This is a genomic window from Streptomyces sp. BRA346 (assembly GCF_052851135.1).
In genome coordinates this window covers 33,413-56,806 of sequence record NZ_JAIWIH010000003.1, presented here as the reverse complement: position 1 = coordinate 56,806, position 23,394 = coordinate 33,413, and the positions used below count along the sequence as shown (strand labels likewise).

Here is a 23,394-nt window from a genome sequence, read left to right as displayed (position 1 = left end):
CCACTGAAGACCATTTCCGGGGGTGGGGGAAGGGAGGCCGCCCGAGGCACGGCTCGGGCGGCCTCCCGCTGTCTTCCCTTGGGGCGTCAGTGCCAGATGGCGATGGGGAGCCCGGTGTCCGATGTCTCCGGCGGGGCGGGCAGGCTCACGGCCGTGCCGAGCGCGATGCGGTGGGCGCTCCAGGCCGCCGCCGCGGCGTCCAGCACGTCGTCGGACGGCACCCGCCCGGCCGGGCCGAGGTCGTCGGGCAGGACGATGCCCTGGTCCGCGAGCAGACGGCGGCGTACGGCCTGGCCGTTCCAGCCCTTCTTGCTCCAGGCGACCGGCGCGCCGTCGCCCATGGCCGCGAAGGAGACCTCGGGGTGGACCTCGTGGAACCGGTGGTCGCCGCCGTCCCGCAGAGCGTTGGCCTCGCGCAGCTTCGCGGCCAGCCCCCACGACTGGCGGGAGAGCCCGGCGCCGGTCAACCGACGGCAGCAGGCGTTCGCCGCGTCGTAGTCGGGCTGCTCCCAGACCTGCCGCGGCGGCACCGGGAAGACCCGTGACCGTTGCGCTCCCAGCAGCCCGGCGGCCAGCACCTCCGCACGGCGGCTCCCGGACTCCAGCAACCCCAGCGGCATGTCGACCGCGACCACGGCCACGTCCCCCACCCGGGCCAGCAGATCGCTCAGCCCCCCGGCCGTCTCCGCACCGGCGAACGCCCCACCGCGCAGCGTCACCGCCACCCAGCCGGAGGGGCACGCGTCCACCCCCACGACATCGCCGCGGGAAGCCATCAGCCCGTCACCGCCGCCCGGTAGGGGCGGAAGAATGCGCGCAGCTCCTCCGCGTACAGCTCGGGCTCCTCGAACGGCGCGAAGTGGCCGCCGCGCGGGGGCCCGGTCACGCGCACCAGGTTCGTCGTGCGGTCGAGCCACGCCCGCACCGGGCGGACGACGTCACCGCGGACGAGCGAGAACCCGGACGGCACGTCGACCCGGCGGGCGAGCTGCTCGCGCGGGATGGCGGCGTTCGCGTGGTACGCGCGCATCGAGGAGCCGATCGTCCCGGTGAGCCAGTAGAGCGTGACGTTCGTCAGGATCTCGTCCTTGGTGAAGCTCCGCTCGATGTCGCCGTCGCAGTCGCTCCACGACCGCAGCTTCTCGACGATCCACGCGGCGAGCCCGGCGGGCGAGTCGGTGAGCCCGAAGGCGGCGCTCTGGGGCTTCGTACGGTGCATGGCGCCGCCCTCGGCCGCGAGCCAGGCCGTCACGTCGTCGAACCAGGCGCGCTCCTCGGGCGTGAGGTCCGCCGGGTCGCCGGTGAACACGGGCACGCCCGCGTCCGTGCGGTGGACGGCCACGACCCGGTCGGGACGGTCGAGCGCGAGGTAACGGCTCACATGGCTGCCCATGTCCCCGCCCGGGGTGCCGAACCGCTCGTACCCGAGGACGCGCATCAGCTCGGCCCACAGACCGGCGACGGCGACGGTGTCGAGCGGCGGACCGCTGGGGCGGTCGGAGTATCCGTAGCCCGGCATGTCGGGTACGACGACGTCGAACGCGTCGGCGCCGTGGGCACCGGGGTCGGTGAGGAGCGGGATGACCTTCGAGTAGCGCCAGAACGAGTCCGGCCGGCCGTGGGCGGGACCAGCGGCATCGCGGACCCGGCCGGGGCGGCGGCCGCCCGCGCGTGGATGAAGGGGGCACCTCCCAGCGGTAGCTGGGGGAGGATGCCGAGCCCGACGCGGAAGCGAGGAAGCCGGGCGAGCGCCGCCTCCTGCGCGGGCCAGTCGAACTCGTCCGCCCAGTAGGCGACGAGTTCGCGGAGATAGTCCAGGTCGGTCCCGAGCGACCACCCGGCGTCCTCGGGCGCGTCCGGCCACCGCGTACCGCGCAGCCGCGCGCGGAGGTCCTCGATCGCCGCCGGGTCGGTCCGCTGGAGGAATGGCTCGGGGCGGGGCGGAACGTCAGACATGGCGATCACCGTACACGCGGCGCCGCGCGCTACGGGCGTGCCCGCAGGCGCCGGCGGAGCCGCGGGGGACGCCCGAACTGCCGCGCCCCTACTGCTGAGCGCGGCCCGGAGGGGGTCAGTGGGCGGTGAGGCCGCCGTCGACCACGAGCTCGGAGCCGGTCACGAACGAGGACTCGTCGCTGGCGAGGAACAGCACGGCCGAGGCGACCTCGTCGGCGCGGCCCGCGCGGCGCATGGGGGTGCGCACGATGTCCGGCTGCTCGTCGCCCTCCTCGTCCAGGATGTCCTGGATCATCGGGGTGGCGATGACACCGGGGTGGACGGAGTTGACCCGCACCCCCCGGCGGGCGTATTCGACGGCGGCGGTCTTGCTCAGCAGCCGTACCGCCCCCTTGGACGCGGTATAGGCGGCGGCCGCTCCGCTGCCCACGATCCCGAGAACCGACGAGGTGTTGATCACCGACGCGTTGCCGGTGGCGCGGAGCAGCGGCATGGCGGCCTTCATCCCGAGCCAGCTGCCCTTCTGGTTGACGTCGATGACGCGGTCCCACGCCTCTTCGTCGGTGTCCTCGATACCCGGCCAGTCCACGATGCCCGCCAGGTTGACGAGCACGTCCAGCCTGCCGAACCGCTCGCGCACGGTGGTGATCGCCGCGTCCCATTCCCGGGCGGAGGAGACGTCCAGCGTCGCGGTGGCCACCTCCGCCCCGGCCTCCTCGATGCGCTGGGCCAGCGCGCGGAGAGGTTCGCGGGCCACGTCGGTGAGGACCAGGCGCGCGCCTTCGCGGGCGAACAGTTGGGCGGTCGCCGCGCCGATGCCGCCCGTCGCGCCGCTGATCAGTGCGACCTTTCCGTCAAGTCGCCGTCCGCTCATGGTGGGTGCCCTTCTTTCCGTGCGTTGTTCGCCACCGAGTCTGGAGGCTCCGCCAGGGCCGTAACCAGGACGTCTTCTTCCTGGGTGGGGCACACCCAGGAAGAAATTCCGGTGGCCGGGCGCCGCCCGCCACGCCACGCTGGCTGACCATGGAAAACCAGTCCCACCAGATCCGCGCACGGCACACCGCGGCCACGGTCACCGTCTACCAGGCGTACGCCCCGCACATCGGCCTGCCCGCGGCCCGCGACGGCCGGTTCCCCTCCGCCTGGAAGCGGGACCGGATGACCTGGATCAAACCGTCGTTCCTCTGGATGATGTACCGCTGCGGTTGGGGTCTGAAGGAGGGCCAGGAAACGGTCCTGGCCGTCGAGATCACCCACGAGGGCTTCGCCTGGGCGCTGCGCAACGCCTGCCTCTCGCATTACGTACGCGGCCTCCACCCCGACCAGGCCGCCTGGAAGAGTCAGTTGCACCGCTCCCCCACCCGGGTCCAGTGGGACCCGGAGCGCGACCTCCATCTGCGGCCGCTCCCGTACCGCTCCCTCCAGCTCGGCCTGGCGGGCGAGGCGGCCCGCCGGTACGCGGACGAGTGGACGGTGTCCATCACCGATGTCACGCCGCTGGCCCGCGAGGTCCACGCCCTCGTCCGGGCGGGCGACCTCGACGGGGCGGCCGAGCGCCTCCCCGAGGAGCGCCCCTACCCGGCGGCCGACGACCTCCTCTCCCACCTACGGGTCGCGTAGCCCGAGCATCCGGCGGCAGGCGGGGTGTGAATCCCGTCGCGACGGGAACCCATGCGCCGAACCCCGCCATGCGGGTGGCCCGAGCGGCGGGAAGGACAGACGATGGGCGTGCGTACCTGGGTCCAGGATTGGCCCGTCTACCGGCAGCTGACCGGAACCGACCCGCTGGGCCGCGGAGCCGCCGCCATCCAGGCGCTGCGCGGCCACGCCTCCATCCAGGGGTCACCGACCCGATGGACCGGGCGATCCTCGATCTGGCCTGGGACTATCCCACCGAGGGGCCGCTGGAGGAGGCGTGTCCCACCGAGTCCATCCAGTTCGGCCCGCTGGACGAGCTGCGCGAGCGCGCCGCCGCGCGGGTGGAGGATCTGCATCAGGCGGGCGTGTCCGACGCCCGGCTGTACGGCCACGACCCCGAGGACGGGGTGGGCGGCGACGGCGCGTTCTTCCTGCTGCTGGACGAGCCGGAGGTGTACGGGCTGCCGCCGGACCCGGTCGTCACCACGCGCGATCTGCCGTCGATGTGGCGGCACGCCGGGGCCGCGGCGCTGACGCTGCTCGGCGGAGTGGCCGCCGTGTTCGCGGCGCACGGGCGGAACGGAGGGAAGCGCTGATGGGCGACGGCAAGGTGCGTAGGGGGCGCAAGGGGAAGAAGGGGCGGCGGGGCGAGCAACCGATGGTGCCGGAGGCCGAGTTCACCTCGTACTACGGCAAGCCGATCCTCAACCCGCCCACCTGGCAGGCCCGGGACATCGCCGGGTACTTCTTCCTCGGCGGCCTGGCGGGCGCCGGTTCGGTGCTCGCGGCGGGCGCCGGGCTGACCGGCCGCCCCGCATGGCCCGGGCGCTGAAGATCTCGTCGCTGGTGTCCGTCACGGGTTCCGCCGCCGCCCTGGTCCATGACCTCGGGCGCCCCGAGCGCTTCGCCAACATGCTGCGGGTGTTCAAGCCGACGTCGCCGATGAGCGTCGGTTCCTGGCTGCTGGCCGCGTACGGCCCGGCGGCGGGGGCCGCGGCGGTCCTGGACGTCGGCGGCAGGATGCCGCGTACCGGCCGGGCGGCCACGGCGGTGGCCGCCGCGCTGGGCCCGGCGGTCGCGTCGTACACGGCGGTGCTGGCGTCCGACACCGCGGTCCCCGGCTGGCACGAGGGCTATCGCGAACTGCCGTTCCTCTTCGTCGGTTCGGCCGCGGCGGCGGCCGGTGGCATGGCGCTGATCGCCGCGCCGGTGGCGGAGAACGCCCCGGCGCGCAGTGCCGCACTGTTCGGTACGGCGCTGGAGGTCGCGGCCGTGCGGGCGCTGGAACGGCGGCTCGGGATCGTCGCCGAGACATACCGCGAGGGGACAGCGGGGCGGCTGATGCGCGCCGCCGAGGCACTCGGCGCGGCGGGGGCGCTGGGCGGGGCGCTGCCGGCCCGCCGCAGCCGTACCGCCGCGGCACTCAGCGGCACGGCCCTGCTGGCGGCGTCGGTGTGCACCCGGTTCGGAGTGTTCCACGCCGGAATGCGGTCGGCCGAGGACCCGAAGTACACCGTGGTCCCGCAGCGCGAGCGGCTCGCGGCGCGGGAGACGCAGGAGGCGCCGCAGAACTGCAAGGGCTGTCCGTGGCGTTGACGCGCCCTGCCCTCCCCCTTATCTTTCGTTCGAAGTTCTGAGCGACGTACGGGATTTCGAACGACACGATTCGGAACGGGAGACGCATGCCCCGCACACGCTGGAGACTCGGCCTCACCATCGGCGCCCTGCTCGCCGGTACCGTCACCGCCGTCCCCACGGCCGCCACCGGCGCTCCCGCGCACGCGGCGGCCGACGCCACCGACTACACGCTCTCCGTCGATCCCTCCGCCAAGGGCCCGGCGATCGACGACACGATGTACGGGGTGTTCTACGAGGACATCAACCGCGCGGCCGACGGCGGACTGTACGCCGAGCTGGTCCAGAACCGGTCCTTCGAGTACGACCCAGCCGACCACTCCTCGTACACCCCCCTGACCGCGTGGACCGAGGCCGCGACCGGCGGCGGAACCGGCGAGGCCAAGGTCGTGGACGACGACGGGCGGCTGGGCGAGCGCAACCGGCGCTATCTGCGGCTGACGCTCGACGGCACCGGCGGATCGGCGGCCCGGTACGGGGTGACCAACTCCGGCTACACCACCGGGATGGCCATCGAAGCGGGCGAGGCTTACGACTTCTCGGTGTGGGCGCGCACCGACCAGGCGTCCGGAACACCGCTGACCATCGGTCTCGGCGACGGCTCCGGCAGCGCCACGCTCGCGCGTCCGCTGCGCGCCACCGTGCGCGGCGACCGCTGGACCAAGTACACCGGCACCCTCACCGCCACCACCTCCAGCACCGCCGGACGGCTCACGGTCGCCGCGGGCGGCAGCGGCACCCTCCGGCTCGACATGGTCTCGCTCTTCCCCCGCGACACCTACAAGCACCGCCCGAACGGCCTGCGCAAGGACCTGGCGCAGAAGATCGCCGCGCTGAAGCCGGGCTTCCTGCGCTTCCCCGGCGGCTGCCTGGTCAACACCGGCAGCCATGAGGCGTACGAGGCGCCCGACTGGCCGCGCAAGCGGTCCTACCAGTGGAAGGACACCGTCGGCCCGGTCGAGCAGCGTGCCGTCAACGCCAACGTCTGGGGCTACAACCAGTCCTACGGCATCGGCTACTACGAGTACTTCCAGTTCGCCGAGGACATCGGCGCGATGGCGCTGCCGGTGGTGCCCGCGCTCGTCACCGGCTGCGGCCAGAACAAGGCCACCGACGACCCCGCGCTGCTCAAGCGCCACATCCAGGACACCCTGGACCTCATCGAGTTCGCCAACGGACCGGTGACCTCGACGTGGGGCAAGAAGCGGGCGCGGATGGGCCATCCGAAGCCGTTCGGCCTGACCCATCTGGAGGTGGGGAACGAGGAGAACCTGCCGGACGAGTTCTTCACGCGGTTCACCGAGTTCCGCAAGGCCATCGAGGCCAAATACCCCGACATCACGGTGATCAGCAACTCCGGTCCCGACGACAGCGGGCAGACCTTCGACCGCGCCTGGGCGCTGAACCGGGCCGCGGGCGTGGGCATGGTCGACGAGCACTACTACAACAGCCCGCAGTGGTTCCTGGAGAACAACCAGCGCTACGACACCTACGACCGCTCCGGCCCGAAGGTGTTCCTGGGCGAGTACGCCTCGCAGGACAACAAGTGGCACAACGCGCTCACCGAGGCCGCGTTCATGACGGGCCTGGAGCGCAACGCGGACGTCGTCAAGCTGGCCTCGTACGCCCCGCTGCTCGCCCACGAGAAGGCGACGCAGTGGCGGCCCGACATGATCTGGTTCAACAACTCCGCCTCCTGGGGCTCGACCAGCTACGAGACGCAGAAGCTGTTCATGAACAACGTCGGGGACCGGGTGGTGCCGAGCAAGGCGTCCGCCACCCCCGCCCCCAGCGAGCCGATCAGCGGCGCCGTCGGGCTGTCGACCTGGGCCACGAGCGCGGCGTACGACGACGTCGAGGTGACCGCCGCGGACGGTTCGACGCTGCTGAGCGACGACTTCTCGGGCGATGACGCGAAGTGGACCAAGGCCGCGGACACCGGGTCGTGGTCGGTTCAGGACGGTGCGTACGTCCAGTCCGACGCCGCCGCCGAGAACACCATGGTCACGGCGGGCGACGCGGCGTGGCGCGACTACGACCTGAAGGTGAAGGCGACGAAGAAGTCCGGCAAGGAGGGCTTCCTCATCGCGTTCGGGGTCAAGGACACGGGCAACTACTACTGGTGGAACCTCGGCGGCTGGGGCAACACCCGCTCCGCCGTGGAGAAGGCGGTGGGCGGCGCCAAGCAGACGATGGCCGAGGACGCCACGAAGATCGAGACGGGGCGTACCTACGACGCCCGCGTCGAGGTGCGCGGCCGTCAGGTGACGCTGTACCTGGACGGCAAGAAGTGGGGCAGCTTCACCGACGACAAGGTGGCCGAGCCGTTCCGCCAGGTGGTGACGCGGGACAAGGCCACCGGTGAGCTGATCGTCAAGGTCGTCAACGCGCAGAGCACGGCCGCCCGCACCCGGATCGACCTGGGCGGCGGCAAGGTGGCGCGGACGGCGCGGCTGACCACGCTCCAGGGCGCGCCGGAGGCGGTCAACACCGCTTCCGAGCAGCCGATCAAGCCGGTCCGGTCGAGGCTCGACGGGGTGGCGAACACCTTCACGTACACCTTCCCGGCGGACTCGGTCACGTTCATGCGGATCAAGACCAAGGGCTGATACGGGCAAGGTCGCGGGGCGGGTCCACACCGGGCCCGCCCCGCGTCCGTGTCAGTCCTCGCGGGCGCCGACGCGCCGGGGGCTCTCGCGGCGCGGCCGGAGCGGGGCGTCCTGGTCGCTGAACAGCTCCGGGTGCTTGGCCCGGATCTTCTCCACATCGCTGAAGACCAGCCGCAGGTGCGAGCGCAGCGCCCCGTCGGCCCGGTCCAGATCGCCTTCCTCCAGCAGGTCGACCACCTCGCGGTGCTGGCCGATCAGCAGCGACATCTGCTGGGTCATGGGCAGCGAGAGCCGCCGGGCCCGGTCCAGCTGGGCCTTGGCCTGGCTGACCACGGGCCACGCCGAGCCGTGTCCGCTCACCGCCATCAGCCGCTGGTGGAACTGCTCGTCCAGTTGGAAGAAGCCCGCCATGTCGGACTGCGCTTCGGCTTCCTCCTGCGCGGTGAGCAGCACCCGCAGCTCCGCCACGTCGCGCGCGGTGGCCTTGCCGACGGCGTCGCGCAGCGCCGCGCACTCCAGCGCCTCCCGGATGAACTGGGCGGAGGCCACGTCGCGCTCGCGGATGCGCGAGATGAACGTGCCCATCTGCGGATAGATGTCCACCAGGCCCTCGTCGGCGAGGAGGATCAGGCTCTCCCGGACGGGGGTGCGGCTGACGCCCAGCTCGGCCGCCAGGTCGTTCTCCGACACGGCCGAGCCGGGGGCCAGCTCCAGGCCGACGATGCGCGAGCGCAGCACCTCGTGGACGAGCTGCCGGGTGTTGCGCCCCCGGGAGCGTGCCGCGTGCAGTCCTTCCGCCGATGCCATCCGACCCCTTCCGAACCCTTGACCCGCCTTGCTGACGTACTTGTATGGTAGCCGACCAACAGCCCGGGCTCCACCCCGGAGCCGGCGCAGTGAGGAGCAGACGCGCATGGCCACGATCACGGAGGCGACGGTCATCGTCACCTCTCCCGGTCGCAACTTCGTGACCCTTAAGGTGACCACGTCCGACGGCGTGACCGGTCTCGGCGACGCGACGCTGAACGGACGCGAGCTGGCGGTCGTCTCCTATCTGGAGGACCACCTCATACCGCTGCTGATCGGCCGCGACCCCGCCCGTATCGAGGACATGTGGCAGTACCTCTACAAGGGGGCGTACTGGCGCCGCGGCCCGGTGACCATGACCGCGATCGCGGCGGTCGACACCGCGCTGTGGGACATCAAGGGCAAGGTCGCCGGGATGCCGGTGTACGACCTGCTGGGCGGCAAGGCCCGCGACGGGGCCATGGTCTACGGCCACGCCAGCGGCGGCGACATCCCCGAGCTGCTCGACGACGTGGCCCACTTCCAGGAGATGGGCTACCGCGCGATCCGCGCCCAGGCCGCCGTCCCCGGCTCGCCCGGGACCTACGGCATCCGCCACGGCACGGTCACCACGGTCTACGAGCCCGCCACCGGCGCCCTCCCCGAGGAGCAGCCGTGGTCGACCGAGGCGTATCTCGACTTCGCCCCGCGCTATCTGGAAGCGGTCCGCGAGCGGTTCGGCTTCGACTTCCACCTGCTGCACGACGTGCACCACCGGCTCAGCCCCACCGAGGCGGGGCGGCTCGGCCGCAGCGTGGAAGACCTGCGGCTGTTCTGGATGGAGGACCCCACCCCGGCCGAACTCCAGGAGTCCTTCCGGCAGATCCGCCAGTCCACCACCACCCCGATCGCGGTCGGCGAGGTCTTCAACTCCATCTGGGACTGCCAGCAGCTCATCACCGAGCGGCTCATCGACTACATCCGCGCCTCGGTCGTGCACGCGGGCGGCATCACCCATCTGCGGCGGATCTTCCACCTCGCCGAGCTGTACCAGGTGCGCACCGGTTCGCACGGCGCCACCGATCTGTCGCCGGTGAGCATGTCCGCCGCCGTCCATCTGGACGTCACCGTGCCCAACTTCGGCGTGCAGGAGTACATGGCGCACGACCCGCTCACCCACGAGGTGTTCCGGCCGACGTACGAGCTGCGCGACGGCGCGCTGCACCCCTCCGAGGCGCCCGGCCTCGGCATCGAGCTGGACGAGGAGGCGGCCGCCCGCTTCCCGTACGACCCGAAGTACCTGCCGGTGAGCCGCCGTACCGACGGGTCGGTGCACGACTGGTGAGCACCGCACAGCGGCTGTCCCTGGCCACCCTGCCCGCCGTCCCGGCGGCCTCGCGCCCGCCGGTCGATCCGCGCGCGCTGCGCCCGCGGATCGTGCACCTGGGGATCGGCGCCTTCCACCGCGCCCACCAGGCCCTCGCCACCCAGACGGCCGAGGCGGCGCACGGCGGCGCATGGGGCATCGCCGGGGTCACCCAGCGCAGCCGGGCGGTGGTGGACGCGCTGCGCCCGCAGGACGGGCTGTACTCGTTCACCGAGCGGCGGCCCGAGGGCCCGGCCACCCAGGTGGTCGGCGCGGTGACCGAGGTGCTGCACGCCACCGACGACGGCGCCCGGCTGAGGGAACTGCTGGCCTCGGCGGACGTCACCGTGGTGACCCTCACCGTGACCGAGAAGGGCTACCGGCGCGACCCGTCCGGCGGCGGCCTGGCGCTGGAGGATCCCCTGATCCGCGCCGACCTCGCGGGCGCCGCCGCCCCCGCGACCGTCGTCGGGCAGCTCGCCGCGGGGCTGCGCGCCCGGCTGCGGGCGAGCGGTGCGCCGCTGTCGGTGGTGTCCTGCGACAACATGGCGGCCAACGGCGCGGTCCTGCGCCGTCTGGTACGGGACTTCGTGGCGGCGAGCGCGTGGGACGAGCGCGACCGCCTCCTCGACTGGCTGACCGGCTCGGTGGCCTTCCCCGCCACCGTCGTCGACCGCATCGTGCCCGCCACCACCGACGCCGACCGCGAGACCGCGGCCCGCGCGCTCGGCGTACGGGACGAGGGCGCGGTGACCGGCGAACCGTTCACCCAGTGGGTGCTCCAGGACATCTTCGCCGCCGACCGCCCGCGCTGGGAGGAGGCCGGCGCCCGGTTCGTCGCCGATGTGGCCCCGTACCAGTCCGCCAAGCTCCGGCTGCTCAACGGCGCGCACTCGCTGATCGCCTACCGCGGTCTCGCCGAGGGCTGCGAGACCGTGGCCGACGTCCTCGCCACGCCCTGGGGCGAGGCGGCCGTGCGCGCCTACTGCGCGGAGGCGGCGCAGAGCCTGCCGCCCGCCGAGGGCCTGGACCTGGCCGGGTACATCGACAGCCTCGTCGTCCGCTTCGCCAACCCCGCCATGCACCACCGGATCCGGCAGATCGCCATGGACGGATCGCTGAAGATCCCCGAACGGTGGCTGGCCCCGCTGCGCGAGCTGCGCGCCGCCGGGCGGGACACCCCGGAACTGGTGTCGGCCCTCGCCGCCTGGGCCCGCGTCACCCGCGACCACCCCCTGGACGACCCCGAGGCCGAAGCGCTGCGCCGGGCCTGGGACGCCCGGCCCGCGCGCGACGCCCTGCGCCGCCTGCTCGGCCTGCTGGGCGCCGACGACCTCGCGGACGACACCTCCCTGGTCACCGCCGTGGCAGCGGAGCTGCGCTCCGGCGCCCTGCCGCGCTGACCTCACGCACCACCCCTCAGCACCCCCCTTCAGAGGAGAGCCGCCGTGAAGACCCCCGGAGTCGTCCCCGCCACCGGCACACCACCCCAGGACGAGACCGCCTCCGCCTCCGCGCCACCGCGCCCGCGCGGCCTGCGGCACAACACCCGCTGGCTGATGGTCTTCCTCTGCTTCCTCGGCATGACCGTCAACTACGTCGACCGCGCCACCATCTCCATCTCCCTGCCCTACATGACCGATGACCTGCACATCGGTCCGGAGTGGCAAGGCGTCATCCTCAGCATGTTCTTCGTGACCTACGCGCTGGGCCAGCTGCCCGCCGGGGCGATGATCGACCGGTACGGCGAGAAGAAGATGTTCGCGATCGGCGGGCTGATCTGGTCGCTGGTCACCGTCGCCACCGGCTTCGTCCGCGGCATCGGCAGCCTGCTCGTCGCGCGGCTGGCGCTCGGCGCGGGCGAGGCACCGGCGTACCCCTCCTGTGCCAAGTCCGTCTCCCGCTGGTTCCCGGTCCGCGAACGGGCGCTGGCCAACAGCGTCTGGGACAACGGCGCGCGGGCCGGTACCGCCGTCGCAGCCCCGGTGGTGACCGCGCTGATCGCGTGGCAGGGCTGGCGGATGGCGTTCTGGGTCACCGGCGGGGTCGCCCTGCTGTGGGTCGCGCTGTGGCTGAAGGCGTACCGCGAGCCCTCGGCGGCCGGTGGGATCAGCGCCGAGGAGCGCGCCTACGTCGCGGCGGGCGGCGCCCGGCTGGAGGATACCCCCGCCGAGGACTCCCAGGACACGGCGGCGGAAGAGCCCGCGGTGCGGTGGCACGACCTGTTCCGGTACCGCACGGTCTGGGGCATGATGATCGGCTTCTTCTGCCTCAACTACGTCATCTACTTCTTCATCACCTGGTTCCCCAGCTACCTCGTCGACGCCCGCGGCTTCGACCTGCTGAAGCTCGGCTTCTACGGCGCCCTGCCCGGCCTCGTCGCCATCGGCGGCAGCCTGCTCGGCGGCTGGACCAGCGACACCCTGCTGCGCCGCGGCTGGTCGGTGACCCGGGCCCGCAAGACCTGCCTGGTGTGCGGGATGCTCTTCTCGTCGGTCATCGCCTTCGCCGTGCTCGTCCCGAGCGCCATGTGGGCCCTGACGCTGCTGTCCGTCAGCTACGCGAGCCTGGCCTTCTCCGCCGCCTCGGTGGCCAGCCTGCCCGCCGACGTGGCACCCACCCCGCGCCATGTGGCCTCGCTCGGCGGCATCCAGAACTTCGCGTCCAACCTGGCCGGTGTGCTCGGCTCGACCACCACCGGACTGCTGCTGGGTTTCTTCCACCACTCGTTCGTCGCACCGCTGATGCTGTCCGGCGCGCTGTGCGTGGTCGGCGCCCTCACCTACGGCCTGGTCATCAAGCGTGTCGAACCTCTGCGGATCTCCGCCGCCTGAGGCCCCTTCACCACCGTACGCACCAGGAGAACCACCCGATGAGCGACGCCACCGCCGCCGTCCTGCACGGCCCGAAGGACGTGCGCATCGAGCGGCGCGGCACCCACCCCGTCGGCACCCGGGTCGCGATCGAACCCGCCATCCCCTGCGGACGCTGCCGCGCCTGCCGCGGCGGGCGCTACAACCAGTGTCCCGACGGCCGCTGCTTCGGCTCCCCGCCCACCGACGGTGCGTTCACGGGACGTCTGGCAGTGCCGTCGGAGTTCGCCCATCCGCTCCCCGCCGACTTCCCGCTCGCCGCCGGAGCCCTGATCGAGCGCGGATGACGTACGGGACACCGCGCACGAACCGCTGCCGCGGGAGCAGGTCTTCGACGTCGCCCTCGACTGCTCCGGCGTCGAGACCGCCCTCGTCGGCGCCGTCCGGGCGCTAGGCCCGGGTGGTACGGCCGTCGCCGTCGGCAACCCGGTGCGGCCGGTCACCGCACCGCCGCCGGCGTGGTCCGCTGGAGCGGGCGGCCGAGGCGCTGCACACGGCGCTCACCGACGACCGGCAGCTGAAGGTCGTCATCGAGCCCTGAGCGCGGACGGCACAATGGGCGCATGTCCCGACGCACGCGCCGTACCACCCCTGTGACCTGCCCCTGCGGACTGCCCGCGCCGTACGCCGACTGCTGCGGCCGTCTCCACCGGGGGGAGGCACAGGCGGCCACGGCCGAGCAGCTGATGCGCTCCCGCTACAGCGCCTTCGCAGTGGGCGACGAGGCGTATCTGCTCCGCAGCTGGCACTCGACGACACGGCCGCCCCGGCTCGAACTCGACCCGGGGCCGCGGTGGGTGCGGCTGGAGATCCTCGGTACGACGGACGGCAGCGCGTTCCACTCGGCGGGCACGGTGGAGTTCCGCGCGCATTATGTGGATGGCGGGCGCGCGGGAGAGCAGCACGAGAACAGCCGCTTCACGCGCGAAGGGGGCGCATGGGTGTACGTGGACGGCGTGTCCCTGCCCTGACGCGCCCCCATCGGGCCCCTCGGCGGCCGCCCAGTGGCGTTTGTTCTCCAGGATGTCGTCCACGCCTTCTGGCGCACCGTCACCTCCATGGCGATGCTGGGGGCGCTGTGCGTGGGAACCACGCGCGTCCCATGGCCCCATGGAGTTGCCATGTCTCCTGTCGCGTTCACCAGACCCGTGGCGGCACTGGCCGCCGCCTGTGCCCTCGTCGTGGGTGCGGCCGGCCAGTCCGCCGCCGACAGCACCCCCGCGCCCGAACCGCTGCCCCGCTCCTCGTCGGAGATGCTGCGGCCGATCGCCCCGCCGCCCGCCGTCAACCCCCCGCCCGGCGCGCGGTCCATCGCCGACGGCGACGGCATCCGGACCGCCCGCTCGGAGCGGCCGGTCGCCCCGGGGGTGAAGCTGACCTCGTACGACTGGCTGGAGTCGGACAAGTGGCTGCGGGCCGACGCGCTTTCGGTGGACCTCACCGGCTCCGCGAAGGTCGACTATCTGCGCCCGGACAAGGTCGCCCGGCGCGAGACCGTCTCCCGGCTCGCGGGGGCGCACGACGCCGGACCGGGCCGCCGCACGGTCGCCGCGATCAACGGTGACTTCTTCGACATCAACCAGACCGGCGCGCCCGAGGGCACCGGCATCGGCGACGGCCGGATCGTCAACTCCGCCGCCTCCGGCTCGGGCAGGGCGGTCGGCATCGGTCCGGCCGCCGCGGGGCGCGTCCTCCAGCTGTACTTCGACGGGACGCTGACCCTCCCGGACGGCCCACGTCCGCTCGCGGCGCTCAACGCCGCCAATGTCCCGGCAAACGGCATCGGCGCGTACAACGCCCAGTGGGGCGAGGCGGACCGGGCGCAGACCGTGGACGGGGCGCGACGCACCGCCGAGGTCACGGTCGTCGACGGCAAGGTCACCACGACGGCCGGAGCGCCCGGCAAGGGGGCCATCCCTGAAGGCGCCACCGTGCTGGTCGGCCGCGACACCGGGGCCGATGCCCTCGCCCGGCTGACGGTCGGCGACCCGGTGTCGTGGGAGTACCGGCCCCGCACCGACAGCGGCGACACACCGCGCACCGCGGTCAGCGGCCGTGAACTCCTCGTCGTGGACGGCGAACCCGTCGGGCACGAGGGCGAGGGCAACAACACCGCGGCGCCGCGCACGGCCGTCGGCTTCTCCCGAAACGGCCGGACGATGCAGATCCTCACCGTGGACGGGCGGCAGGCGGACAGCGGCGGGGTCACCCTCACCGAACTGGGCCTGATGATGAAGGACGCGGGCTCCTACGGCGCGCTCAACCTCGACGGTGGCGGCTCGTCCACGCTCCTGGCCCGCGAACCCGGCAGCGACACGGGCCGGGTGGAGAACAGCCCCTCCGACGGCAGCGAGCGCCCCGTGCCCAACGGGCTCGCCTTCACCGCCCCCGACGGCAGCGGCCGGCTGCGGGGCTTCTGGGTGGAGACGGCGACCGACGCGGCCGGGGCGCCCACCGTCGATCCGGTCCGGGGCGGCCACCCGGAGCGGGTGTTCCCGGGGCTGACCCGCCGTCTCACCGCCGCGGGCTACGACGAGACGTACGGCCCGGCCGAGGGCTCGCCGCACTGGCAGTCGTCCGACCCCGGGGTCGGACGGGTCGGCGCCGACGGGACGTTCACCGCGCGCCGCGGCGGCGACACGACGGTCGCCGCACGGCGCGGCGCCGCCCGCGGCTCGATCCGGCTGAGCGTGCTGGACGAACTGGACCGGATCCGGCCCACCACCCGGCTGATCGGGCTCGCCGACGCCGACGCCACCGGCCGGTTCGGGGTCGTCGGTTTGGACGCGCACGGCACCAGCGCGCCCATCGAGCCGTCCGACGTCCGGCTGACCTACGACCACGCGCTGTTCGACATCGCCCCGGACCCGGCGACGGGGAACTTCACCGTCAAGGCCCGCGGCGACCGGACCGCGGGCCGGGTCACGGTCGAGGTCGGCGACGCGGTCACCGTACTCGCCGTCACCGCCGGCCTGACCGACCAGCCGGAGGCGGCCTTCGACGACGCCGGGCAGTGGACGTTCAGCCAGGCCCGCGCCTCCGGTTCGGCGAAGGCCACGCCCGACGGGCACAGCGGCACCGGGCTGGAGCTGACCTACGACTTCAGCCAGTCCACCGCCACCCGCGCCGCCTACGTCACCCCGCCGGAGCCGATCGCGGTGGACGGCCAGCCGCAGTCGTTCGGCCTGTGGATCAAGGGCGACGGCAAGGGGGCGTGGCCGACCCTCCACCTCAAGGACGCGGCGGGCTCGGACCAGTTGCTGCGCGGCCCGTACATCACCTGGACCGGCTGGCGACATGTCGACTTCGCGGTTCCGGCCGGGATCGCGTATCCGCTGAAGGTGAGCCGCTTCTACCTCGCCGAGACGGGCGCCACCCGCCAGTACACGGGCGGTGTCACCCTCGATGACCTCACCGCGCAGGTCCCGCCCGATGCCGAGCTGCCGACGGAGGACGTACGCCCCGATCCGCTCATCGCCACAGCCGCGCGCACCGGGGGCCGGGACTGGCGGTTCGCGGTGATGTCGGACGCCCAGTTCGTGGCTCGTGCACCGGACAGCCCGATCGTGGCCCAGGCCCGCCGCACCCTGCGGGAGATCAAGGCGGCGAAGCCCGACTTCCTGGTCATCAACGGCGACTTGGTGGACGAGGGGTCCCCCGCCGATCTCGCCTTCGCCCGCCGCGTCCTCACCGAGGAGCTGGGCGACGACCTGCCCTGGACGTACGTGCCGGGCAACCACGAGGTGATGGGCGGCTCGATCGACACCTTCACCGCCGAATTCGGGCCCGCGCAGCGCACGTTCGACCACCGGGGCACCCGGTTCCTCACGCTCGACACCTCGAGCCTGAGGCTCCGGGGCGGCGGCTTCCAGCAGATCAAGGCGTTGCGCGCACAGCTGGACGCCGCCGCCGGGGATCCGGCCATCGGCTCGGTGATGGTGATCGAACACGTTCCGCCGCGCGACCCCACGCCGCAGCGGGGCAGTCAGCTGAGCGACCGCAAGGAGGCCGCGCTGCTGGAGAACTGGCTGGCCGACTTCCGCCGTACGACGGGCAAGGGCGCGGCGTTCATCGGCAGCCATGTGGGCACCTTCCACGCCTCGCGGGTGGACGGCGTCCCGTATCTGATCAACGGCAACGCGGGCAAGAACCCGGCCACCCCGCCCGGCCGGGGCGGCTTCACCGGCTGGTCGATGGTGGGCGTCGACCACGTCTCGCCGCGGCAGCGGGCGGCGGCGCGCCACGCGCCGTGGAGGGGCGGGCCCGACTGGGTGTCGGTGCAGACCCGCGCCCATGTGGACGGGCTGACGGTCACCGCCCCGGCCGAGCTGCGCGCCGGGCAGGACGCGGACGTCACGGCGGCGGTGCTCCAGGGCGAGGGGGCCGGTGCCCGCACGGTGCCGGTCGGCGGACCGCTCAGCGCGGACTGGACCGGCTCGCGACACGTCTTCATCGGCACGGTGTCCCGCGCCCGGCACCCGGCCCGCTATGTCGCCGCGTTCGACCCGGCGACCGGGAAGCTCACCGCGCTGCGCCCGGGTACGGCGACCCTCGCGGTGACCGTGAACGGTGCGACGGCGCTGGCGCGCTTCTCGGTCACGGCGGCGGCCCGGGCCGGGGCTCCCGCGGCGTGAACCGGTCGGTGGGGGGCGGGGCGCCCGCCCGGGGCCCCGCCCGGGGCCCCGCCCGGGGTTTCCGCCCGGGCCCCGCCCCCACCGGCCTCAGGCGTCCCAGACGCGGCGGACCTGTTCGAAGCGGGTCGGCAGCGGAGGGCGGCGCGCGGCGTACCGGGCGTTCGTACGGTGGACGAAGCGGCGCCACGAGAGCACCAGCCCCTGCCGGGTGATGGGCAGCCCGGCGGCGACGGTCACGCCGTTGTCGTGGGTGTGGTGCACGGTGAGCAGCAGCGCGTCCGGGACGGAGCCCTCCAGTTCGGCGCACAGCTCCTTGCGCACCAGCAGCCAGCGGCGCAGGACCAGGATCGTGCCGGCGTCCAGACCGTGGCGGCGCGGGATCCGGTGCTTGCCGTGTTCGATGGTCACCCATCCCGCGTCCAGGTCGAGCGACGCCATGGTGCAGCGCAGCAGACCGCCGTAGCGGGCGCCGCTGGCCCGGGCCAGCCCCACGATCACCGCGAGCCGTACCGTCTCCGGCTTCGCGCCGTTCTCCAGGGCCTGCACGGACAGCAGCCGCCAGATCCACTCCGCCTCCGCGGCCGACACCACCGGACGCGGATACCGGTCCTCGGCAGTTTCCGTCGTCACACCGTCACCTCCCGCTTGGCACATTATTTATGCGCCGGAGGGTTCACAACCCCAGATCGCTCAGGCCCGGGTGGTCGTCCGGGCGGCGGCCGAGCGGCCAGTGGAATTTACGGTCCGCCTCCGTGATGGGCAGATCGTTGATGGACGCGTGGCGCTGCGTCATCAGGCCGTGGGCGTCGAACTGCCAGTTCTCGTTGCCGAACGAGCGGAACCAGTTTCCCGACGCGTCGTGGCATTCGTAGGCGAAGCGCACCGCGATGCGATTGCGCTCGTACGCCCACAGCTCCTTGACGAGCCGGTATTCCCGCTCCTTCGCCCACTTCCGGGTCAGAAAGTCGACGATTTCCGGGCGGCCGTGCGGGAATTCCGTGCGATTGCGCCAGCGGGAGTCGACGGAGTAGGCGAGGGCGACCTTTTCGGGGTCGCGGGAATTCCAGGCGTCCTCCGCCTGACGGACCTTCTGGAGTGCGGTCTCCCGGGTGAACGGCGGAAGCGGCGGTCGCTCGGTCACATTCTCTCCCTCGATGAGGCGTGCGGGTGATCCATGGATGACGGTTCACACGGTACGGTCGGCGCGTGCGTCTCGTGCTGATGTCGGACACCCACCTCCCGCGACGGGCCAAGGAGCTGCCGCGGGAGCTGCTGGACCATGTGGCGCGCGCCGATGTGGTCGTCCACGCGGGCGACTGGGTCGACACCGCCACCCTCGATCTGCTGGAGGCGCGCTCGCGGCGGCTGATCGGCGTGTACGGCAACAACGACGGGCCCGAGCTGCGGTCGCGGCTGCCGGAGGTGGCGTACGCGGAGCTGGGCGGGCTGCGGTTCGGAGTGGTGCACGAGACGGGCACGGCGCAGGGGCGTGAGCGGCGCTGCGCGCAGCGGTTCCCGGAGCTGGACGTGCTGGTCTTCGGCCACAGCCACATCCCGTGGGACTCCACATCGGCCGACGGACGGCTCCGGCTGCTCAACCCCGGCTCCCCCACCGACCGTCGGCGGCAGCCGTACTGTACGTTCATGACGGCCGTGATCGAGGCCGGGCGGCTGGGCGCCGTGGAGCTGCACCGGCTGCCGCCCCGCCGCTGAAGGCGTCGTTTCCTCGCGGCGTTTCCCCCGGGTGTGACCGGTCCGCCCGTTCCTCTCGCCTCGCGTCGAGTTCTGTTCTTCCCTCTTCAGCCCCTGTCCCGTCCCCCTCCGTGGTGCTGATGAGGAGTGACTGATGACGGTACGGAGCGCTGCTTCCGTACGGCGTCCGGCGCTGGCCGCCGTGTCGCGGGGAATGTTCTGCGTCCAGCTGGACGCCTTCGCGCTGAATCCGGCGCTGCCCCGGATCGGCCGCGATCTCGGGGCCGGCGGCGGGCTGCCGTGGGTGGTCGGCGGCTATCTGCTGGCGGCGGCCTCGCTGATGCTGGGCGCCGGGCGGCTGGGCGATGTGCTGGGGCGGCGCGCGCTGCTCACGACGGGCCTCGCCGTGTTCGGGGGCGCGTCGCTGGTGTGCGCGCTCAGCCCCTCGCTCCCGGTGCTGGTGGGCACCCGGGTCGTCCAGGGAGCGGGCGCCGCGCTGGCCATGCCGGTGGGGGCTGGCCCTGCTGACGCGCCTCTATCCGCCCGCGCTGCGCGGGCGGGCCCTGGGACGGGCGATCGGCGTCGCGGGCGTCGCGACGGCGTGCGGGCCGTTCGTCGGCGGGGCGCTGACCGAGACCGTGTCGTGGCGTGCGGTGTTCTGGCTCAATGTGCCGGTCACCGCGCTCGCGGCGGGGTGCGCGGCGCGGGCGGCGGAACCCGGGGACGATGGCGCGCCGCGTTCGGTCGGCGGGAAGGGCCTGATCGCGGCGACCGCGGCGGTGGCCGCGCTCGCGGTGTGCGCCGACCGCGGGCCGGTGTGGGGCTGGGCGTCGGGACGTACGGCCGTCGCCCTGGTCGCGCTCTTCGTGCGGTGCGAACGGTCGGCGCCGAACCCCCTGGTGAGCCCGGCGCTGCTGCGCAACCGGGCCTTCGTGGCACTCACCGCGGCCGGTGCGGTGGCAGCCGCGACCGTGGTCTTCCTCTTCGTGGTGCCGATGTCGCTCCAGGAGTCGTGGCGGCTGTCGGCGGCGGCCGCCGGGGCGTCCTTTCTCGCCCCCGCCGCGGCCATGTCCGTGGCCGGACCGCTGGCCGGGCGGATCGCCCCGGCGCGGGCGGCCGGGGCGATGGCGGGGTGCCTGGGCCTGGGCGGGGCGGGGCTGTGTGCGGCGCCGATGGCGACGTCGCTGCCGGGCTACGTGCTGGCGGCCACGGGCTGCGGGGCGGCGCTCGGGATGGCGGGTGCGCTGACCCTCATCGCCACCCAGGCGGCCGCGAGCCCCGAGCGGGCGGGCGAGGCGTCCGGCGTGACCAAGACCGTCATCACGACCGCCGGCGGCCTCGGCGTGGCCCTGGGCGCCCCCGCCGCCGGGACGTCCCTGACCACGGCCGGTGTGGCGTGCCTGGCCGCCGCCCTGCCGCTGGCCGCCGGGGCCCGGCGGGGTCTGCACCCCTCCGCCGAGCGCACGGATTGAACCCGCGGCCCGGTTGCGACAAAGTGAACATAAGACATATATCACCCGTCTCGGTGACCGCACACCGAACCTCGACCCGACGAGGCCGCCATGTCGTACTACGGCGATGAGAACACTCCCCCGATGGGCACGCCCGCCCATGCCTCGCCCAGGAGCGCGTCGGGCGTGCTGCGCGCCCATGACGTGGGCCTGCTGGTGGTGCGGCTCGGGGTCGGGCTGATCGTCGCCGCCCACGGGGCGCAGCACCTGTTCGGCTGGTGGGGCGGGCCCGGGATCTCCCGGACCGCCGTGGATTTCGCCCGCCTCGGCTATCCGGCGCCCCGGGCGATGGCCGTCATCGCGGGGCTCACCGAGACCCTGGGCGGGCTGGGGCTCGCCGTGGGGCTGCTCACCCCGCTCGCCGGGGCCGCCGTGGCGGGCACCATGGCCAACGCGGTCGCCGCCACCTGGAACCTCGGCCTGTTCGGCGGCTTCGAGCTTCCGCTGCTCATCGGCGTCGTCGCGGCGGGCCTCGCGCTGAGCGGGGCGGGGCGGATCTCCGTCGACGCGCTGATTCCGGGGCTGCGGTCGCAGCGGATCGGCTACGGTGTGGCAGCGCTCGTCCTCGCGGCGATCCTGGCGACGGTCACGATCCTGCTGCGCTCATGACGCGGCGCCCGAAACCGTGCCGACTCACGGTGAACGGGGCGCGGCGCTTCTCCGTATGGCTCTGTATGCGCCCTGGCATTCGGGGTGCGGACCGAAGAACCCAACGGAGGACCAGCTCATGAGTGAACGGTTCACTCCTCCCATCCAAGCCCTCCCGGACGGGGATGCCGAAGTCCGTCTGGTGCTCCATCTGCCGTGGGACGTGGTCTCCACGCTGGGTCAGGAGGCCGGGCGGCTGGCCGCCCAGATGCACCGGCCGGTGAGCCTGGACGAGGCGGTCAGCCACCGGCTGCGTACCCAGGCCATGAGCGGCGCCACCCACGCCAAGCCGCCCCAGCTGGAGCGGAACCAGCCCGCGCCGACGCCGTCCCCCTCGGCGCAGTCCACGACCCGCTCGCCCGGCGAACAGGCCCGGCAGGCGATCGACAAGATCAACGGTTCCGCCGCTTCCGCCAACGGCAGCCACAACGGGACCGCACCCAGCGGCACCGGCCAGGGCGCCTCCAACAGCACCGCCGACGCCTCCGGCCCGCCGCCCGGCGCCACCGCCGCGGACACGCCGCCCTCCGACCGCGGGATCCTGGAACGTCCCGCCCGGGCCACCGGCCCGGTGAACGGGACCGCGCACGGCCCGGGGTCGCTGAACGGCACGGCCACCGAGATGCCGAGATGAGCACCACGGCGTAGTCGCCGTACGGGTGAGGGTGCCGTCCGCGCCGGACGGCACCCTCACCCGTACGGCAACCGCCCGGCAAGGTCAGCGGTGGAGCACCATCAGGTCCGGCCGTTCGAGGAACCGGGCGATGTCGCGCAGGACGAGTGAACCCAGCTCGCCGTCGACGAGGCGGTGGTCGAACGACATGGTGAGGGTCGTGATGTCGCGCAGCCGTATCCGTCCCTCATGTTCCCACGGCATGCGCCGCACCTGGCCGAAGCAGAGGATCCCCGCTTCGCCGGGGTTGAGGATCGGCGTTCCGCCATCGATGCCGAACACGCCGATGTTGGTGATCGTGAAGGTCCCGTTCCTCATCCGCTCGGGTGGCGTCCTGCCCGCGCGGGCCTGCTCGACGAGGTCGGTGAGCGCCAGGGCGATCTCCCGCAGGGAGAGCCGCTGGGCCGCGGCGATGTTGGGGACGATGAGCCCTCTCGGTGTCGCCGCGGCGATGCCGAGATTGACGTCGGAGTACTGGACGATCTCCCCGGCAGCGGCGTCCCACTTCGCGTTGATGCCGGGATGCCGTGCGATGGCGGTCAGCACTGCCTTGATGACCAGACACAGCGGTGTCAGGCGCACATCCCCGAACGCCCTGTCGGCGCGCGCCCTCTCCAGCAGTTCGAGGGACCGCGTCACGTCGACGGTGACCCACTCCGTGACGTGCGGGGCGGTGAAGGCGCTCTCGACCATGGCCTGCGCGGTGTGCTTGCGCACTCCGCGAATCGGGGTGCGCACCACGTCGTCACGGGCAGGGCCCGGGGCGTTCGGCGTGGTTGCCCGCTGCTCGGCGAGGCGGTGCACGTCCTCGCGGGTGATCCGTCCCGTCGGGCCCGTGGCGGACACCAGGCTCAGGTCGACCCCGAGGTCGCGGGCGAGCTTGCGCACCGGCGGGGTGGCGAGGGCTTTCCGGGCGGACGGTGTGACGGCCGGTGGCCCGGGCTTCCGCTTCCGCGGGCGCCGCGCCGTCCGCGCGTGCGCCGGGCCGTAGCCGACCAGGACGGGCTCGCGGGCGGGGGCGGACGGCTGCTCGCCCGGGGCGCCGTCCTGGGCGGGAGGATCCACGAGGTCCCTGGCGTCGCGTCCGGGCCCCTCCTGCGGGGCACTGTCGTCCTCGACCTCGAACGAGATGATCGGCGTACCGACGGCCACCGACTCACCCGCGGCGCGGAGGATCTCGGTGACGGTCCCGGCGTACGGGCTGGGCAGCTCCACCACGGCCTTCGCCGTTTCGATCTCCGCGATGATGTCGTTGACGGCGACCGGGTCGCCGGGCCCCACTCGCCATGCGAGGATCTCGGCCTCGGTGAGACCCTCGCCGACGTCGGGGAGCGGGAAGTGCTTGGCTACGAGCATCGTGTCCTCCAGAAGAG

The 23,394-nt window shown here is 73.2% G+C and carries 18 protein-coding genes and 4 pseudogenes; 15 read left to right on the top strand and 7 right to left on the bottom strand.

The annotated features are described in order from the left end of the window. Nucleotides 1-86 precede the first annotated feature (86 nt). The 3 genes and pseudogenes from LCH29_RS04270 to LCH29_RS04260 form a co-directional block, all read right to left on the bottom strand. Nucleotides 87-776: a DUF429 domain-containing protein gene (locus tag LCH29_RS04270; RefSeq protein WP_446460333.1), complete on the bottom strand. Its 690-nt coding sequence runs from the start codon at nucleotides 774-776 to the stop codon at nucleotides 87-89. After that, a pseudogene (locus LCH29_RS04265) lies at nucleotides 776-1,956 on the bottom strand (epoxide hydrolase family protein). Before LCH29_RS04265 ends, LCH29_RS04270 begins: the two are co-directional and overlap by 1 nt. A gap of 115 nt (nucleotides 1,957-2,071) precedes the next feature. Continuing rightward, nucleotides 2,072-2,830: an SDR family NAD(P)-dependent oxidoreductase gene (locus LCH29_RS04260; RefSeq protein ID WP_446460332.1), complete on the bottom strand. Its 759-nt coding sequence runs from the start codon at nucleotides 2,828-2,830 to the stop codon at nucleotides 2,072-2,074. Between the two features lie 149 nt (nucleotides 2,831-2,979). Between LCH29_RS04260 and LCH29_RS04255 the strand changes: the two genes are divergently transcribed. From LCH29_RS04255 to LCH29_RS04240, 4 genes and pseudogenes are all read left to right on the top strand, one after another. Continuing rightward, nucleotides 2,980-3,576: a DUF4291 domain-containing protein gene (locus LCH29_RS04255; RefSeq protein ID WP_446460331.1), complete on the top strand. Its 597-nt coding sequence runs from the start codon at nucleotides 2,980-2,982 to the stop codon at nucleotides 3,574-3,576. A 290-nt stretch (nucleotides 3,577-3,866) separates the two neighbouring features. Continuing rightward, a pseudogene (locus tag LCH29_RS04250) lies at nucleotides 3,867-4,190 on the top strand (4Fe-4S dicluster domain-containing protein); the annotation flags it as partial. Then, a pseudogene (nrfD, locus tag LCH29_RS04245) lies at nucleotides 4,190-5,190 on the top strand (NrfD/PsrC family molybdoenzyme membrane anchor subunit). The pseudogenes LCH29_RS04250 and nrfD, both read left to right, overlap by 1 nt. 86 nt (nucleotides 5,191-5,276) lie before the next feature. Further along, nucleotides 5,277-7,838: an alpha-L-arabinofuranosidase C-terminal domain-containing protein gene (locus LCH29_RS04240; protein WP_446460330.1), complete on the top strand. Its 2,562-nt coding sequence runs from the start codon at nucleotides 5,277-5,279 to the stop codon at nucleotides 7,836-7,838. 51 nt (nucleotides 7,839-7,889) lie between these two features. Here LCH29_RS04240 and LCH29_RS04235 read toward each other — a convergent pair whose 3' ends face one another. Then, entirely contained in the window at nucleotides 7,890-8,645 is a 756-nt protein-coding gene (locus LCH29_RS04235) for a GntR family transcriptional regulator (RefSeq protein ID WP_446460329.1), read from the bottom strand. 106 nt (nucleotides 8,646-8,751) lie between these two features. Between LCH29_RS04235 and manD the strand changes: the two genes are divergently transcribed. The 6 genes from manD (at nucleotide 8,752) to LCH29_RS04205 (ending at nucleotide 17,497) form a co-directional block, all read left to right on the top strand. Further along, nucleotides 8,752-9,969, top strand: a complete 1,218-nt coding sequence (gene manD, locus LCH29_RS04230; RefSeq protein WP_446460328.1) for a D-mannonate dehydratase ManD — start codon at nucleotides 8,752-8,754, stop codon at nucleotides 9,967-9,969. Continuing rightward, nucleotides 9,966-11,393, top strand: a complete 1,428-nt coding sequence (locus LCH29_RS04225; protein ID WP_446460327.1) for a mannitol dehydrogenase family protein — start codon at nucleotides 9,966-9,968, stop codon at nucleotides 11,391-11,393. Before manD ends, LCH29_RS04225 begins: the two co-directional genes overlap by 4 nt. Before the next feature lie 45 nt (nucleotides 11,394-11,438). Then, nucleotides 11,439-12,824, top strand: a complete 1,386-nt coding sequence (locus LCH29_RS04220) for an MFS transporter (RefSeq protein ID WP_446460326.1) — start codon at nucleotides 11,439-11,441, stop codon at nucleotides 12,822-12,824. A gap of 38 nt (nucleotides 12,825-12,862) precedes the next feature. After that, complete coding sequence (locus LCH29_RS04215) at nucleotides 12,863-13,150, top strand: alcohol dehydrogenase catalytic domain-containing protein (protein ID WP_446460325.1); 288 nt, start codon at nucleotides 12,863-12,865, stop codon at nucleotides 13,148-13,150. A gap of 276 nt (nucleotides 13,151-13,426) precedes the next feature. After that, the gene (locus tag LCH29_RS04210) at nucleotides 13,427-13,834 is read left to right on the top strand and encodes a YchJ family protein (RefSeq protein ID WP_446460324.1); all 408 of its coding nucleotides are present in this window, start codon (nucleotides 13,427-13,429) and stop codon (nucleotides 13,832-13,834) included. A 150-nt stretch (nucleotides 13,835-13,984) separates the two neighbouring features. Continuing rightward, entirely contained in the window at nucleotides 13,985-17,497 is a 3,513-nt protein-coding gene (locus tag LCH29_RS04205) for a phosphodiester glycosidase family protein (RefSeq protein ID WP_446460323.1), read from the top strand. 87 nt (nucleotides 17,498-17,584) lie between these two features. On the opposite strand, the gene LCH29_RS04200 is transcribed toward LCH29_RS04205, so the two are convergent. After that, on the bottom strand, nucleotides 17,585-18,127 hold the full coding sequence (locus LCH29_RS04200) for a tyrosine-type recombinase/integrase (RefSeq protein WP_446460322.1): 543 nt from the start codon (nucleotides 18,125-18,127) through the stop codon (nucleotides 17,585-17,587). Nucleotides 18,128-18,170: 43 nt separating this feature from the next. Continuing rightward, nucleotides 18,171-18,638 (bottom strand): nuclear transport factor 2 family protein, encoded by a 468-nt coding sequence (locus LCH29_RS04195; RefSeq protein WP_446460321.1) that lies wholly within the window; start codon nucleotides 18,636-18,638, stop codon nucleotides 18,171-18,173. A gap of 65 nt (nucleotides 18,639-18,703) precedes the next feature. Between LCH29_RS04195 and LCH29_RS04190 the strand changes: the two genes are divergently transcribed. The 5 genes and pseudogenes from LCH29_RS04190 to LCH29_RS04170 all read left to right on the top strand — a co-directional run bounded on the left by LCH29_RS04190 (nucleotide 18,704) and on the right by LCH29_RS04170 (nucleotide 21,982). Next, nucleotides 18,704-19,210 carry a metallophosphoesterase family protein gene (locus LCH29_RS04190; RefSeq protein ID WP_446460320.1) on the top strand — a complete coding sequence of 169 codons (507 nt, stop codon included), beginning with the start codon at nucleotides 18,704-18,706 and terminating at the stop codon, nucleotides 19,208-19,210. A 133-nt stretch (nucleotides 19,211-19,343) separates the two neighbouring features. Next, nucleotides 19,344-19,646, top strand: a pseudogene (locus tag LCH29_RS04185) (MFS transporter); the annotation flags it as partial. Beyond that, nucleotides 19,555-20,661: an MFS transporter gene (locus LCH29_RS04180; protein ID WP_446460319.1), complete on the top strand. Its 1,107-nt coding sequence runs from the start codon at nucleotides 19,555-19,557 to the stop codon at nucleotides 20,659-20,661. The pseudogene LCH29_RS04185 and the gene LCH29_RS04180, both read left to right, overlap by 92 nt. Nucleotides 20,662-20,751: 90 nt before the next feature. Then, nucleotides 20,752-21,309 (top strand): DoxX family protein, encoded by a 558-nt coding sequence (locus tag LCH29_RS04175; RefSeq protein WP_446460318.1) that lies wholly within the window; start codon nucleotides 20,752-20,754, stop codon nucleotides 21,307-21,309. A gap of 118 nt (nucleotides 21,310-21,427) precedes the next feature. After that, a complete protein-coding gene (locus LCH29_RS04170; protein ID WP_446460317.1) occupies nucleotides 21,428-21,982 on the top strand; it encodes a hypothetical protein in 555 nt (184 codons plus the stop codon). A gap of 84 nt (nucleotides 21,983-22,066) precedes the next feature. Here LCH29_RS04170 and LCH29_RS04165 read toward each other — a convergent pair whose 3' ends face one another. After that, nucleotides 22,067-23,377 carry a dihydrolipoamide acetyltransferase family protein gene (locus LCH29_RS04165; protein ID WP_446460316.1) on the bottom strand — a complete coding sequence of 437 codons (1,311 nt, stop codon included), beginning with the start codon at nucleotides 23,375-23,377 and terminating at the stop codon, nucleotides 22,067-22,069. Nucleotides 23,378-23,394: the final 17 nt, after the last annotated feature.

Excerpts from the sequence above, each read along its gene's own strand:
- LCH29_RS04270 (WP_446460333.1), bottom strand. The coding sequence starts at position 776 with ATGGCTTCCCGCGGCGATGTCGTGGGGGTGGACGCGTGCCCCTCCGGC.
- LCH29_RS04240 (WP_446460330.1), top strand. The coding sequence starts at position 5,277 with ATGCCCCGCACACGCTGGAGACTCGGCCTCACCATCGGCGCCCTGCTC.
- LCH29_RS04175 (WP_446460318.1), top strand. The coding sequence starts at position 20,752 with ATGTCGTACTACGGCGATGAGAACACTCCCCCGATGGGCACGCCCGCC.
- LCH29_RS04260 (WP_446460332.1), bottom strand. The coding sequence starts at position 2,830 with ATGAGCGGACGGCGACTTGACGGAAAGGTCGCACTGATCAGCGGCGCG.
- LCH29_RS04235 (WP_446460329.1), bottom strand. The coding sequence starts at position 8,645 with ATGGCATCGGCGGAAGGACTGCACGCGGCACGCTCCCGGGGGCGCAAC.
- LCH29_RS04165 (WP_446460316.1), bottom strand. The coding sequence starts at position 23,377 with ATGCTCGTAGCCAAGCACTTCCCGCTCCCCGACGTCGGCGAGGGTCTC.
- LCH29_RS04210 (WP_446460324.1), top strand. The coding sequence starts at position 13,427 with ATGTCCCGACGCACGCGCCGTACCACCCCTGTGACCTGCCCCTGCGGA.
- manD (WP_446460328.1), top strand. The coding sequence starts at position 8,752 with ATGGCCACGATCACGGAGGCGACGGTCATCGTCACCTCTCCCGGTCGC.
- LCH29_RS04255 (WP_446460331.1), top strand. The coding sequence starts at position 2,980 with ATGGAAAACCAGTCCCACCAGATCCGCGCACGGCACACCGCGGCCACG.
- LCH29_RS04180 (WP_446460319.1), top strand. The coding sequence starts at position 19,555 with ATGTGCTGGGGCGGCGCGCGCTGCTCACGACGGGCCTCGCCGTGTTCG.
- LCH29_RS04205 (WP_446460323.1), top strand. The coding sequence starts at position 13,985 with ATGTCTCCTGTCGCGTTCACCAGACCCGTGGCGGCACTGGCCGCCGCC.
- LCH29_RS04215 (WP_446460325.1), top strand. The coding sequence starts at position 12,863 with ATGAGCGACGCCACCGCCGCCGTCCTGCACGGCCCGAAGGACGTGCGC.
- LCH29_RS04170 (WP_446460317.1), top strand. The coding sequence starts at position 21,428 with ATGAGTGAACGGTTCACTCCTCCCATCCAAGCCCTCCCGGACGGGGAT.